The sequence below is a fragment of the Streptomyces sp. NPDC048111 genome, from assembly GCF_043202815.1.
Classification (GTDB): domain Bacteria; phylum Actinomycetota; class Actinomycetes; order Streptomycetales; family Streptomycetaceae; genus Streptomyces.
The window spans coordinates 108458-122546 of record NZ_JBIDBD010000010.1; the positions used below are offsets into that span (position 1 = coordinate 108458).

General features: G+C 70.8%; 10 protein-coding genes and 2 tRNA genes. 9 read left to right on the top strand and 3 right to left on the bottom strand.

The window, feature by feature from the left end; genetic code table 11:
* Nucleotides 1-101 precede the first annotated feature (101 nt).
* Together ACGF3I_RS18735 and ACGF3I_RS18740 are read left to right on the top strand one after the other, a co-directional pair.
* Nucleotides 102-2558 carry an FtsX-like permease family protein gene (locus ACGF3I_RS18735; protein ID WP_393133351.1) on the top strand — a complete coding sequence of 819 codons (2457 nt, stop codon included), beginning with the start codon at nucleotides 102-104 and terminating at the stop codon, nucleotides 2556-2558.
* A 203-nt stretch (nucleotides 2559-2761) separates the two neighbouring features.
* Complete coding sequence (locus ACGF3I_RS18740; RefSeq protein WP_100579694.1) at nucleotides 2762-2956, top strand: hypothetical protein; 195 nt, start codon at nucleotides 2762-2764, stop codon at nucleotides 2954-2956.
* Between the two features lie 50 nt (nucleotides 2957-3006).
* Here ACGF3I_RS18740 and ACGF3I_RS18745 read toward each other — a convergent pair.
* Nucleotides 3007-3077 (bottom strand) — tRNA-Gly (locus ACGF3I_RS18745).
* Nucleotides 3078-3300: 223 nt separating this feature from the next.
* On the opposite strand from ACGF3I_RS18745, the gene ACGF3I_RS18750 reads away from it, so the two are divergent.
* From ACGF3I_RS18750 to clpX, 5 genes are all read left to right on the top strand, one after another.
* Nucleotides 3301-3377 (top strand) — tRNA-Pro (locus tag ACGF3I_RS18750).
* Nucleotides 3378-3576: 199 nt separating this feature from the next.
* The gene (tig, locus tag ACGF3I_RS18755) at nucleotides 3577-4956 is read left to right on the top strand and encodes a trigger factor (protein ID WP_393133353.1); all 1380 of its coding nucleotides are present in this window, start codon (nucleotides 3577-3579) and stop codon (nucleotides 4954-4956) included.
* Nucleotides 4957-5209: 253 nt separating this feature from the next.
* A complete protein-coding gene (locus ACGF3I_RS18760) occupies nucleotides 5210-5818 on the top strand; it encodes an ATP-dependent Clp protease proteolytic subunit (protein ID WP_114036843.1) in 609 nt (202 codons plus the stop codon).
* 44 nt (nucleotides 5819-5862) lie between these two features.
* Complete coding sequence (locus tag ACGF3I_RS18765; protein WP_393133355.1) at nucleotides 5863-6552, top strand: ATP-dependent Clp protease proteolytic subunit; 690 nt, start codon at nucleotides 5863-5865, stop codon at nucleotides 6550-6552.
* A gap of 176 nt (nucleotides 6553-6728) precedes the next feature.
* Nucleotides 6729-8021 (top strand): ATP-dependent Clp protease ATP-binding subunit ClpX, encoded by a 1293-nt coding sequence (gene clpX, locus ACGF3I_RS18770; protein ID WP_120723397.1) that lies wholly within the window; start codon nucleotides 6729-6731, stop codon nucleotides 8019-8021.
* Nucleotides 8022-8092: 71 nt separating this feature from the next.
* On the opposite strand, the gene ACGF3I_RS18775 is transcribed toward clpX, so the two are convergent.
* Nucleotides 8093-9064 carry a hypothetical protein gene (locus ACGF3I_RS18775; RefSeq protein ID WP_393133357.1) on the bottom strand — a complete coding sequence of 324 codons (972 nt, stop codon included), beginning with the start codon at nucleotides 9062-9064 and terminating at the stop codon, nucleotides 8093-8095.
* Between the two features lie 137 nt (nucleotides 9065-9201).
* Here ACGF3I_RS18775 and ACGF3I_RS18780 point away from each other — a divergent pair, with 137 nt between their 5' ends.
* Nucleotides 9202-11826: a valine--tRNA ligase gene (locus tag ACGF3I_RS18780; RefSeq protein WP_393133359.1), complete on the top strand. Its 2625-nt coding sequence runs from the start codon at nucleotides 9202-9204 to the stop codon at nucleotides 11824-11826.
* A 124-nt stretch (nucleotides 11827-11950) separates the two neighbouring features.
* Here ACGF3I_RS18780 and ACGF3I_RS18785 read toward each other — a convergent pair whose 3' ends face one another.
* Nucleotides 11951-12517, bottom strand: a complete 567-nt coding sequence (locus tag ACGF3I_RS18785; RefSeq protein WP_393133361.1) for a vitamin K epoxide reductase family protein — start codon at nucleotides 12515-12517, stop codon at nucleotides 11951-11953.
* Nucleotides 12518-12648: 131 nt separating this feature from the next.
* Here ACGF3I_RS18785 and ACGF3I_RS18790 point away from each other — a divergent pair, with 131 nt between their 5' ends.
* The gene (locus ACGF3I_RS18790; protein WP_393133363.1) at nucleotides 12649-13809 is read left to right on the top strand and encodes a sensor histidine kinase; all 1161 of its coding nucleotides are present in this window, start codon (nucleotides 12649-12651) and stop codon (nucleotides 13807-13809) included.
* The last annotated feature ends 280 nt before the right edge of the window (nucleotides 13810-14089 follow it).

Sequence of the window (14089 nt, forward strand, 5' to 3'; positions counted from 1 at the left end):
CGACCCCGCACGCCCAACCCGGGCCCCGCGCCCCGCACCCCCGCACCCCGCACGCCCGCGCCCCGCACTCCATACCCCGCGCCCCGCAGGAGCCCCGCACCATGTTTGCGCCCAACCGTCTCGCCCGCGCAGCCCTGCGCTTCAAACCCTCCGCCTTCGCCGGTACCTTCGTCGCCCTCCTCATGGCCGCGATGATCGTGTCCGCCTGCGGACTCCTGCTCGCCACCGGCCTCACCGCCTCCGTCCCCGCCCAGCGCTACTCCGGCGCCCCGGTCGTCGCCGCCGCCGACCAGCGCCTGCACTACACGATCGGCTCCGGCGAGGACCGCGACGAGGAGTACCTCGCCCTCCCCGACCGGGCCCGCCTCGACAACTCCCTGGTGGCGAAGGCCGCTTCGGCCCCCGGTGCGGCGAACGCCGTGGCCGACGTGGCCGTCCCCGTGCGTACGGTCACCGCCGGCCGGACCGGCGCCGGTACCCTCGCCCACAACTGGTCCTCCACCGCCTTCACCGGCACCGCGCCGGCCTCCGGCACCGCCCCCCGCCGCGGCGAGGCCGTCACCTCGGACGGCGCCGCGGGGGAGCGGATCACCCTCGACACCCCGGGCGGGAAGCGGGAGTTCAGGGTCTCGGGCACCGCGGGCACCCCCGGCTCCGGCGCCATCTGGCTGAACGACGCGGATGCCGACGCCCTGTCCGGCCACCCCGGCAAGGCCGACGCCATCGCCGTCCTGCCGAGGCCCGGCGTCACCCCCGACACCCTCGCCGCCCAGGTCCGCCACGTCCTCGGCGAGCGGGCCCAGGTGCATACCGGCGACGACCGCGCCGGCGTCGAGGACGGCAGCCTCGACCGGGCCAAGGAGGGGCTGATCGGCATCGGCGGCTCGTTCGGCGGCGTGGCCACGATGGTCGCCGTGTTCACCGCCGCCGGCACCGTCGCGCTCTCCGTGGGACAGCGCCGCCGCGAGTACGCCCTGCTGCGCGCCATCGGTGCGACGCCGCGCCAGATCCGCCGCACCATCGCCACCGAGGCCCTCCTGGTGGCCCCGCTCGCCGGGGTCCTCGGCTGTCTGCCCGGCGTCGCGCTCGCGAGCTGGTGGTTCGGCGAGCTCCGCGACAAGGGGGCCGTCCCGGGCACGATCGACCTCGCGATCACCCCGCTCCCGCTGCTCGTCGCCGTCGCGGCCACGGTCTTGACGGCCCTGTGCGCGGGCGCCGCGGCGGCCCGCCGCCCCGCGCGGATCAAGCCCGGTCAGGCGCTCGCGGAGTCCGCCACCGAACGCCTGCGTCCCGGCTGGATCCGTACGGTCGCCGGCGTCGGCGCCCTCGCGGGCGGCTGCGGCTGCGCGGTCCTGGCCGCGGGGGAGACCGGGGAGGACGCCGCCAACGCCGCCCTCGGCGTCGTCATGCTGTTCATGATGGCCGTCGCCCTGCTCGGCCCGCTGCTCGCCCGTGCCTGCGCCGCCGTCCTCGGTCTGCCGCTGCGGGCGGCGGGCGCGCCCGGCTCGCTGGCCGCCGCCAACACCCGTACCAACGCGCGGCGACTGGCCTCCGCGATCACCCCGATCGTCCTGGCCATGGCCTTCTCGTCCGTCCTGGTCTTCCTGCACACCAGCGAGGAGCGCGCAGTCGAGGACCAGCAGCGGGCCGGCATCACCGCGGACCGGGTGGTGACCGACCCCGCGGGGCTGCCCTCCGACGCCGTCGCCCGCGCCGCCGCCACCCCGGGCGTCTCGACGGCCGTCGGCCTCACCCCCACGTCGGTGCTCGTACCGGACGCCGGCTCCGGCCACACCCCGCAGGAGGCGTCCGCCCAGGGCGTCACCGGCACCGGCGCCGACCTCGGCAAGGTCCAGGACCTGGGCGTCCGCAGCGGGTCCCTGGCCGCGCTCGCGCCCGGCACCGTCGCCGTCGACGCCTCCCTGGCCGAGGCCGCGCACGTACGCCCGGGGGACCGTCTCCCGCTGCTGCTCCCCGACGGCACCCGCGCCGCCCCCAGGATCGTGGCCACGTACGAGCGCGGCCTGGGCCTGGCCCAACTCACCTTCCCACAGGCCGACTTGGCGCCGCACCTGTCCGCGCCGGCGTCCACCACCCTGCTCGCCCGGGCCACCCCCGCCGCCACCGCGGGGCTCGCCCGGCTCGGCCACGTCACCGACGCGGCCGGCTACGCCACCGCGCAGAGCGTCGACCGGGAGGTCAACGCCTGGGCCAACACCGTCATGGCCTCGGTGCTGGGCGGCTTCGCGGCCGTCGCCGCCGTCAACACCCTGGTGATGACGGTCTTCGACCGCCGCGGCGAACTCGCCGCCCTGCGCCTGATCGGCACCACCCGCCGCCAGGTCCTGAAGATGATCCGCTGGGAGGCGCTCCTGGTGGTCGCGGCCGGAGTCCTCATCGGCAGCGCCATCGCCCTGGCGACCCTGATCCCGATGGTGAACGGACTGACCGGACGCGGCCCGTGGATACCGCCGCTCCTGTACGGCTCGTTCGCGGGCGCCGTCCTGCTCCTCGGCCTGGGCGCGACGTCCCTCCCGGCCCGCGCGGCACTGCGGTGACCCGCACCCCTCACGCCCCGTGCGTCCTGGCCGGCGGAGGTGAACTCCTCGCGCGGGACTCGCGGTTGGCCGGATCCTTACCCTGGCTGTGCGTCACCCGGGAGCAACCACAGGGGTGTTGGTGGCACGATGGTTCTCGCGGGGGTGTGCGCGGCATGTTCCCGGGCCGGCAAGGCGGACCGACCAAGGGTGTGTGATCAGTTGTGGCCATTTCACTGTCAGCCGTAGTGCTGTTGGCGGTCGTCCTCGTGGTGCTCATCCGCGGCGGCTCCATCAAGGCGGGCCCAGCCATCGTCGCGATACTGTTCGGCTTCTTCCTGGCCTCGACGGGCATGGCCCCCTCGATCCAGCGCTTCCTGAACTCGATAGCGGACACGATCAACCAGATCAAGTTCTGAGCACGCCGAAGGGCCCGGCAGCAAGGCTGCCGGGCCCTTCGGGCTCCGAGAGCGGGCGACGGGAATCGAACCCGCGTAGCTAGTTTGGAAGACTAGGGCTCTACCATTGAGCTACGCCCGCAAGCACCGCGCCGCAGGTCATCGCGACCGCGGCACGTAGAGCATCGTAGCGGGTCGCACCCCGGACGCGCACACCGCGTTTACCGGCCACCGCCGCGAGCCGCGCACGAGCCCCGGCGCACCCCCGCCCGCACCGCACCCCGTGCGCGCCGCCGCCGCGCGCACGCGCCGGGGAAAGGGGCCGACGCGGTCCTCGCGGGCATGTACCCTACGTGTCGCACCGACGGGGTGTGGCGCAGCTTGGTAGCGCGTCCGCTTTGGGAGCGGAAGGCCGTGGGTTCAAATCCCGCCACCCCGACCAGCGTCATCGACGCCGAATCCCCACGCACGGGGCCGCGGTCTCCCCGTACAAGATCACATTGTGGGTGGCATCCCGCTTGCGGTTACTATGCAAGCTGCGTGCCCGTGTGTCTGATGAATGATGTACCGGGCCCCCATCCGCCGGGGACCGATCGGTTTCCGGCAGAACCCCCAGAAGTCAGCCACAAGGAGACCGAACCGTGAAGAGCGCCGTGGAGACCCTGAACCCGACTCGGGTTCGGCTCACTGTCGAGGTGCCCTTCGAGGAGCTCAAGGACAGCCTCGACGCGGCGTACAAGAAGATCAACCAGCAGGTCACGGTCAAGGGCTTCCGCAAGGGCAAGATCCCGGCCCGAGTGATCGACCAGCGGTTCGGTCGTGGCGCCGTGCTCGAAGAGGCCGTCAATGACGCGCTCCCGAAGTTCTACACCGAGGCGATCAACGAGGCGGAGCTGAACCCGCTGGGTCAGCCCGAGGTCGACATCACCGAGCTGAAGGACGGCGAGACGCTGAACTTCACCGCTGAGGTCGACATCCGCCCGACCATCGAGATCCCGGACTACTCCGGCATCGAGGTCACCGTGGACGCCGTCGAGGTCAGCGACGAGGACGTCGAGAAGTCCGTGGAGCAGCTCCGCGAGCGCTTCGCCTCGACCTCCCCGGTCGAGCGTGCCGCCGAGGACGGCGACGTCGTGACGATCGACCTGCAGGCCAAGGTCGACGGCGAGGTCCTGGAGGACGGCGTGGCCGAGGGTGTCTCGTACACCATCGGTTCCGGCGAGCTCCTCGACGGCATCGACGAGGCCGTGAAGGGCCTGGAGGCCGGTGGCGAGGCCACCTTCACCTCCGAGCTCAAGGGCGGCTCGGCCGAGGGCAAGGAGGCCGAGGTCACCGTCAAGGTCACCCAGGTCGCCGCCCGTGAACTGCCCGCCCTGGACGACGACTTCGCGCAGCTCGCGTCGGAGTTCGACACCCTGGACGAGCTCAAGGCCGACAGCCGCAAGCGCCTCGAGAACATGAAGCAGTACGACCAGGCCACCCAGGCCCAGGAGCGCGTCCTCGACGAGCTCCTGAAGCTGGCCGAGGTCCCGATCCCCGAGAAGCTCCTCGCGGACGAGATCCAGACCCGCAAGCACAACCTCGAGCACCACCAGCTCGGCCAGATGGGCATCGACCTCGCCAAGTACCTGGAGATCCAGGGCAAGACCGAGGAAGAGTTCACCGCCGAGACCGAGGAGCAGGCGGTCAAGGGCATCAAGACGCAGTTCATCCTGGACGAGCTCGTCAACAAGGAGAAGCTGAACGTCAACCAGGAGGAGCTCACCGAGCACCTCATGCGGCGTGCGGCCTCCTCCGGCATGAGCCCCGACCAGTTCGCCCAGGCCGTCGTCGAGGGTGGCCAGGTGCCGATGCTCGTCGGCGAGGTCGCCCGCGGCAAGGCGCTCGCCGTCGTCGTCGAGGCCGCCAAGGTCACCGACACCAACGGTGAGGTCGTCGACCTGGAGGACGCCGAGGACGAGACCGGCGAGACGGTCGAGGCCGCGGCCGACGCCGACGCCGAGGAGAAGACCGAGGCCTGAGCCTCCGTCCGACCGTGACGAGGGCCCGTACGCAGCCGCGTACGGGCCCTCGTCCGTAGGGAATTCCGCTTCAACCACCTTGCGCTCCGAGCGAACAGTTCGGGAACCGGGATGGCGTTGTCCCACCTGCGCGTTAGGGTCCATGAATACGAGGGTGGTGGAGTCTGGCGAGCCGGAGTCCGCGCCCCCGGAACGAAGACGCTGAGACGGCCGAAGCCGTCAGAGACGAGCAGGTGGATACGTGACGAATCTGATGCCTTACGCCGCCGGTGAGCCGTCCCTCGGTGGTGGCCTCGGTGACCAGGTCTACAGCCGACTGCTCAACGACCGCATCATCTTCCTCGGCCAGCAGGTCGACGACGAGATCGCCAACAAGATCACCGCCCAGATGCTCCTCCTGGCCGCTGCCGACCAGGACAAGGACATCTACCTCTACATCAACAGCCCCGGTGGCTCGGTGACGGCCGGCATGGCGGTCTACGACACCATGCAGTACATCCAGAACGACGTCGTCACCATCGGCATGGGCATGGCCGCCTCCATGGGCCAGTTCCTGCTGACCGGCGGCACGGCGGGCAAGCGCTTCGCGCTGCCGAACACCGACATCCTGATGCACCAGGGCTCCGCCGGCATCGGTGGCACGGCCTCCGACATCAAGATCCAGGCCGAGTACCTGATCCGTACGAAGAAGCGCATGGCGGAGATCACTGCCGCGCACTCCGGCCAGACCGTCGAGACGATCATCCGCGACGGCGACCGCGACCGCTGGTACACGGCGGAGGAGGCCAAGGAGTACGGCCTCATCGACGAGATCATCTCCGCCGCCTCGGGCGTTCCGGGTGGCGGCGGCACCGGGGCCTGAACCCCGCCGCGCACCGCTTCCCCCGCCCACTGAACGCCACCAGGATGGTGAACACCCGCATGAGCAACTTCTCCGGCCCCTCGGCCAACGCGAGCGGCCTCTACACCGGCCCGCAGGTCGACAACCGCTACATCGTTCCGCGCTTCGTCGAGCGCACCTCGCAGGGCGTGCGCGAGTACGACCCGTACGCGAAGCTCTTCGAGGAGCGCGTGATCTTCCTCGGCGTGCAGATCGACGACGCGTCCGCCAACGACGTGATGGCGCAGCTGCTGTGCCTGGAGTCGATGGACCCGGACCGCGACATCTCCATCTACATCAACAGCCCGGGCGGTTCCTTCACCGCCCTCACGGCGATCTACGACACGATGCAGTTCGTGAAGCCCGACATCCAGACGGTCTGCATGGGCCAGGCGGCCTCCGCCGCCGCCGTCCTGCTCGCCGCCGGCACGCCGGGCAAGCGCATGGCGCTGCCGAACGCCCGCGTCCTGATCCACCAGCCCTCGGGCGGCACCGGCCGCGAGCAGCTCTCCGACCTGGAGATCGCGGCCAACGAGATCCTCCGGATGCGTACGCAGCTGGAGGAACTGCTGGCCAAGCACTCGACGACGCCGATCGAGAAGATCCGCGACGACATCGAGCGCGACAAGATCCTCACGGCCGAGGACGCGCTGGCGTACGGCCTGGTCGACCAGATCGTGTCGACCCGCAAGACGACCACCTCCGCGGCGGCCTGAGCCGCTTCGGCGACCTTGGCGCGGTCCACGGAGAAGTGAACCGCGCCAAGGGGGGCCCGAACGAGGGGCTCGGCAAGGTACCGTCGGTAGGGGGTCTGGGGGTGTCCCCCCGGACAACGCAGTAGGCACCAGGAGGCGGCGCACATGGCGTCTCCCAGGCGAAGGGGAAGCACCTCGTGGCACGCATCGGTGACGGCGGCGACCTGCTCAAGTGCTCGTTCTGCGGAAAGAGCCAGAAGCAGGTGAAGAAGCTCATCGCAGGCCCCGGGGTGTACATCTGCGACGAGTGCATCGACCTCTGCAACGAGATCATCGAGGAGGAGCTCGCCGAGTCCTCCGAGGTGCGGTGGGAGGAACTGCCCAAGCCGCGCGAGATCTACGAGTTCCTCGAGGGGTACGTCGTCGGGCAGGAGCCCGCGAAGAAGGCCCTCTCGGTGGCGGTCTACAACCACTACAAGCGGGTGCAGGCCGGCGAGAACGGCGGCGCCCAGGGCCGGGACGACGCGATCGAGCTCGCCAAGTCCAACATCCTGCTGCTCGGCCCCACCGGCTCCGGCAAGACGCTGCTCGCGCAGACGCTCGCCCGGATGCTCAACGTGCCGTTCGCGATCGCGGACGCCACGGCGCTCACGGAGGCGGGCTACGTCGGCGAGGACGTCGAGAACATCCTCCTCAAGCTGATCCAGGCCGCCGACTACGACGTCAAGAAGGCCGAGACCGGCATCATCTACATCGACGAGATCGACAAGGTCGCCCGCAAGAGCGAGAACCCGTCGATCACGCGCGACGTCAGCGGCGAAGGCGTCCAGCAGGCCCTGCTGAAGATCCTGGAGGGCACCACCGCCTCCGTGCCGCCGCAGGGCGGACGCAAGCACCCGCACCAGGAGTTCATCCAGATCGACACGACGAACGTGCTGTTCATCGTGGGCGGTGCCTTCTCGGGCCTGGAGAAGATCATCGAGTCCCGGGCCGGCGCCAAGGGCATCGGCTTCGGCGCGACGATCCGCTCCAAGCGGGAGATCGAGGCGAGCGACCAGTTCCAGGAGGTCATGCCGGAGGACCTGGTGAAGTTCGGGATGATCCCCGAGTTCATCGGCCGCCTCCCCGTCCTCACCTCGGTCCACAACCTCGACCGCGAGGCGCTCCTCCAGATCCTGGTCGAGCCGCGCAACGCGCTCGTCAAGCAGTACCAGCGCCTGTTCGAACTCGACGGCGTGGAGCTGGACTTCGACCGTCCGGCCCTGGAAGCCATCGCCGACCAGGCGATCCTGCGCGGCACCGGCGCGCGCGGTCTGCGCGCGATCATGGAGGAAGTCCTCCAGTCGGTGATGTACGAGGTCCCCTCCCGCAAGGACGTGGCCCGCGTCGTCATCACCGCCGACGTGGTCCGCAACAACGTCAACCCGACGCTGGTCCCGCGCGAGCCGCGCATCGTCAAGAACGACGGACGGCACGAGAAGAGCGCGTGACGCACGAGCACGACGAAGGGGCGCCCGGTCAACTTCCTTGACCGGGCGCCCCTTTGTGCCGCTGCCGGCCGTCAGATCTTCTGGCGGGCGGTGTTGTACAGCGACGCCGTCAGCTTGGCGGCGTCCTCCTGGCTGGCGCCGCCACCGATGGCGGCCTTGCCGAGGTCCATCAGGATCACCACGCCGTAGGTGCTGTAGTCGGCCCACACGCACGCCGGGGCCGTGAACTCCTTGGGGCCCTTGTCCACCGAGCCGTCGGCCTTGGGGTTGGTGAACTTCATGTCCTGGCACTTCATCAGCGCGCCCTTGAACCCGGCCGGCTTGACGAGCTTGGCGCTGCCGATGAGCTCGACCTTGAAGGCCTTGCTCTTGTTGGTGTTCGCCTCGGCGTTCTTGAACGAGGCGTCGATCACCTTCGCGGGATCGCTGATCTGGCCCCAGTACGTCTCGGCCTGGAGCGACTTGGCGGTCAGCGGGTTCTTCTCCGGGTCACCGGAGTTGTACGAGGCGGAGACCTGCTGGGGGTTCTTGACCCCGGCCGCCTCGGCCTTCTTCTTCTGCTCGTCCGACATCGGGGCCTTCTGGTCGGGCCCGTCCTTCTTGTAGTCCTCGACCGTGGCCGGCAGGACGATCTTGTAGCCCTTGGTGGCGTCCGACACGTCGCTGTTGCTGGCGCCGCCCTTGGTGAGGAACCACGCGCCGCCGCCGATGACCGCGAGCGCCACCACGACGGCGCCGATGATCAGGCCGGTCTTCTTCTTCGGGGCCGGCGGCGGGGGCTGCATCGGACCGCCGTACGGAGGCTGCTGGCCATAGGGGGGCTGCTGGGGCTGCTGCTGCGGGTAGCCGTAGGGCTGCTGCGGCGGCTGCTGACCGTAGGGGCCGGGCTGCTGCGGCGGCACGCCCTGGGGTGCCTGCTGCGGGTAGCCGTAACCGGGCTGCGGCGGACCGGGCTGGCCGTAGGGCTGCTGCTGCGGCTGCTGACCATACGGGCCGGGCTGCTGGGGCTGGCCACCGTACGGTCCCGGCTGGTTGTAACTCATTGCTGGGTTCCCCCTAGGGATGCTGATCCGATTCCGACATCCTGTCCGAAGGGGCACCCGGGCGGTGCATCGGGGGGCTCACCGTTACGAAAACCACCCGTTTCAGTACGGGCCCACGACACCCCTAAACTGGGCCCGTGACCGAGAACACTCAGCAGCAGAACCCAGCGCCCATCACCGAACTGCCGACCCAGTACGCGCCGGCCGAGGTAGAGGGGAAGCTGTACGAGCGCTGGGTGGAGCGCGGTTACTTCACGGCCGACGCCGGGTCCGACAAGGACCCGTACACCATCGTCATCCCGCCGCCCAACGTCACGGGCGCCCTGCACCTGGGGCACGCCTTCCAGGTCACGCTCATGGACGCGCTGACCCGCCGCAAGCGCATGCAGGGCTACGAGACGCTGTGGCTGCCCGGCATGGACCACGCGGGCATCGCCACCCAGAACAAGGTCGAGCAGCAGCTCGCCGAGGAGGGCAAGTCCCGCCACGACCTCGGCCGGGACGCGTTCACCGAGCGGGTGTGGCAGTGGAAGGGCGAGTACGGCGGCCGGATCCTCGGCCAGCTCAAGCGCCTGGGCGCGGGTCTCGACTGGTCGCGCGAGCGCTTCACCATGGACGAGGGCCTGTCCCGCGCCGTCCAGACCATCTTCAAGAACCTGTACGACGACGAGCTCATCTACCGGGCCGAGCGCATCATCAACTGGTGCCCGCGCTGTCTGACGGCCATCTCGGACATCGAGGTGGAGTACCAGGAGGACCCGGGCGAGCTGGTCTCGCTGAAGTACGGCGAGGGGGACGACACCCTGGTCGTCGCCACCACCCGCGCCGAGACGATGCTCGGTGACACCGCGATCGCCGTCCACCCCGACGACGAGCGGTACAAGCACCTGGTCGGCAGGCTCATCAAGCTGCCGCTGACCGACCGCGCCATCCCGGTCGTCGCGGACGCCCACGTCGACCCCGAGTTCGGCACCGGCTGCGTCAAGGTGACGCCGGCGCACGACCCCAACGACTTCGCCATCGGCCAGCGCCACGGCCTGGAGTCGATCACGGTCATGGACGAGCGCGGCGTCATCACGGTCCCCGGCCCCTTCCAGGGCCTGGACCGCTACGAGGCGCGTTCGGCGATCGTCGGCGCGCTCAAGGAGCAGGGCCGCATCGTCGCGGAGAAGCGTCCGTACATGCACTCGGTCGGCCACTGCTCGCGCTGCAAGACGACCGTCGAGCCGCGCCTGTCGATGCAGTGGTGGGTCAAGGTCGGCCCGCTCGCGCAGGCCGCCGGTGACGCGGTCCGCGACGGCCGGGTCAAGATCCACCCCGAGGACATGTCGAAGCGGTACTTCGACTGGGTCGACAACATGCACGACTGGTGCATCTCGCGCCAGCTGTGGTGGGGCCACCGCATCCCGATCTGGTACGGCCCCGAGGGCCAGGTCGTCTGCGTCGGCCCCGACGACGAGGTCCCCACCGGCGAGGGCTGGCACCAGGACCCCGACGTCCTGGACACCTGGTTCTCGTCCGGGCTGTGGCCGTTCTCCACGCTGGGCTGGCCGGAGAAGACCGCCGACCTGGAGAAGTTCTACTCGACCGACGTCCTGCTCACCGGGCACGACATCATCTTCTTCTGGGTCGCCCGGATGATGATGTTCGGCCTGTACGCGATGGACGGCGAAGTCCCGTTCAAGACGGTCGCGTTGACCGGTCTGGTCCGCGACGAGTTCGGCAAGAAGATGTCGAAGTCCAACCCCAACGCGGTCGACCCGCTGGACTGGATGGACAACTACGGCTCGGACGCGGTCCGTTTCACCCTCGCCAAGGGCGCCAACCCCGGCGCGGACGTGCCGATCGGCGAGGACTGGGTCCAGGCGTCCCGCAACTTCGCCAACAAGATCTGGAACGCGACCCGCTTCGCGCTGATGAACGGCGCGACCGTCGAGGGCGAACTCCCGCCCGTGGAACGGCTGTCGGCGACCGACCGGTGGATCCTGTCGCGGCTGAACAAGACCGTGGCCGAGGTCGACGCGTACTACGAGGACTACCAGTTCGCGAAGCTCAGCGAGGCGCTCTACCACTTCGCGTGGGACGAGGTCTTCGACTGGTACGTCGAGCTGTCCAAGACGACGTTCTTCGCGGGCGGCGAGCAGGCGCAGGTCTCGGGCCGGGTCCTCGGCGAGGTCCTCGACGTGATGCTGCGGGTCCTGCACCCGATCGTCCCGTTCGTCACGGACACCCTGTGGACGACGCTGACCGGGGGCGAGTCCCTGGTCGTCGCCGACTGGCCGCGGGACAGCGGGTTCCGCGACGAGGCCGCCGAGCGCGAGATCGAGTTCGTCAAGCAGGTCGTGACCGAGGTCCGCCGCTTCCGCTCCGACCAGGGCCTCCAGCCCGGCCAGAAGGTCCCGGCCGAGCTCACCCTGACCGGCACCGCGCTCGCCCCGCACGAGGCCGCGATCCGTCAGCTGCTCCGGCTCCAGCCGGCCGGCGAGGGCTTCCACGCCACCGCCTCGCTGCCGGTCGCGGGCGCCACGGTCGCGCTCGACCTGTCGGGCACCATCGACGTCGTCGCCGAGCGCAAGCGTCTGGGCAAGGACCTCGCGGCGGCCGAGAAGGAGAAGGCGGACGCCAACAAGAAGCTCGGCAACGAGGCGTTCCTCGCCAAGGCGCCGGACAACGTGGTCGACAAGATCCGCACCCGGCTCGCCAAGGCCGAGGCCGACATCGAGCGCATCGGCAACCAGATCGCGACCCTGCCCCAGGGCTGACCGCATCGGCGTACGGCCGTGAGAAGGCCCCCGGGACCTGGTCCCGGGGGCCTTCTCCGTGCGGGCCCACCCCGGGCCGTGTTGCCGTCCCGAGGCGAGTCGCCCCCTTGGTGCCCTGGGCGCCTCACCACAGCCGGTCGCCGAACTCCGCCCGCACCAGCGCCGCCAGGACCGCGTACAGGGCCAGCGGCACCAGCCAGTGCGGCGCCACCCGGCGCGGCCACGAGCGCGGGCCGGCCACCTCGCGCACCACGTACCAGAACAGCGGGATCATCACCGCCCACACCAGCAGGCACCACGGGCACAGCGCCCCGATGACGTACAGGCACTGCCCGATCAGCCACACCGTGAACGCGAACCCCGCCGTGACCCCGCCCAGGACCGCGAACCACAGCCACCGGGGGAAGGCCGCGCCCGCGAGCAGGGCGAGGCCCAGCGCCGCGAGGGCCGCGAACGCGGCGATGCCGAGCAGCGTGTTGGGGAAGCCGAGCACATCGCTCTGCCAGGCCTCCATCACGTCGCCGCAGCTGAGCACCGCGTTGATGTCGCAGCCGGGGGAGAACGCCGGGTCCTCCAGGGCGCGGACGCGGTCCACGGTCAGGGCCGTCGAGGCGAGGGTGCCGAGCAGGCCGCCGATCAGCAGGAGCAGGGCGGTGCCGCGGGTGGGGCGGCGCGGGGAGAGGTCGGGCATGCCGATCACGCTAAGGATCCGAAGGGTCCGCGGGGCAGGGCCGAAGGACCGCGGCGCACGTGCGACATATCACTGGATGTGGGTCGTTCGGCACGGGCGTCCGGGCCCAAAGACCTTGGATGATGGAGGGCATGCACATCCCGCCCTCCCGCTCCGCGCCACACCGCGCGCTGGCGGCGGCGCGCGCCGCGGGCATCCGCTGGGCGGGTGAGGACCGCGCCCTGGACGTACTGATCGCGCTGAGCTGCTTCGCCCTGATGGTCCTCGACCTGCCGGGCCTGGCCAAGGCGGACAACTCCCTCAACCCCTACACCGCTCCGCCCGTCCTCGCGCTGGGCGCGGCGACCCTGCTGCTGCGCCGCAGCAGGCCGTGGGTGCCGTATCTGGTGTCCCTGCTGTTCCTGGGCTGGTTGCACCAGCTCAACCTGGTGCAGTTCGCGCTGTACTCGATCGGCCGCTTCCGCGGCCGGCGCGCGGGCATCCTCGCCACCTGTGCCTACATCGCGGTGGCGTACGTCCTGTTCAACCTGCCGGGCTGGCCCGACACCCGGGGCGAGACGCTCAGTTCGTTCCTGGCGATCGTGGTGCCGGTGGGGGTGCTCGCCTGCGGCGTCGGCGTCTCGGCCTACCGGCACGACCTCGTCCACGAACTGGAGGCCCAGCGCGCCGAGACGTCGGCGCTCCAGGCGGTGCAGGCCGAGCGGGTCTCGGTGGCCCGCGACGTGCACGACATGGTGGGGCGCGAGCTGACGATGCTCGCCGTGCGCTCGGAGGTGCTCGCGGTGCGGGCCAGGAACGAGCCGCACCACAAGGACTTCGAGGAGCTCGCCGACACCGCGCGCCGAGCCCACCTCATGCTGAACGAGATCATCGTGCGGCGCGCCGACGCACGCACCGCGACCCCCGGCATCGACGGCCTGCACGCCCTGGCCGAGGAGAGCCGGGGGGCCGGCACCCCAGTGGGCCTGGACATAGAGGAGGCCGCGCACCGGCTGTCCCCGCTGCGCCAGGCGGCCGTCTACCGGGTGGTCCAGGAGTGTCTGACCAACGCGGTCAAGCACGCGCAGGGCGAACCCGTCGCCGTGACGATCCGGCTCGCGGGCGGCGACCTCGTGGTCACCGTGCAGAACCCGCTGCCGCGCTCGGCGCCGGTCAAGGCCCCGGTCTCCACCGGGACCGGGACCTTCTCTATGCGCGAGCGCGTGGAGAGCATGGGCGGCTCGCTCGCCACGACCCGCACCGACACCGCCTACGAGGTACGGGCCACGCTGCCGGCGGGGGCAGTGGGGTGAGCTGCGCGGGCGGGCCTGGCTCGGCCCCGCCGCGGGCGCGGGGCCACGGCTCGGGTCTGGCCCCCCCCGGGGGGGCGCGGGGTCATGGCCCGGGCCAGCCCCCCAGGGGCGCGGGAAACTGCGCGCCCAGCCACGCACGGTCTGCGGCCGACCGCTTGGGTCAGCCCCTCAGGGGCGCGGGGAACTGCGCGCTCAGCCACGCACGGTCTGCGGTCGACCGCTTGGGTCAGCCCCCCAGGGGCGCGGGGAACTGCGCGAACGGGCCCCGCGGTCCGCAGAC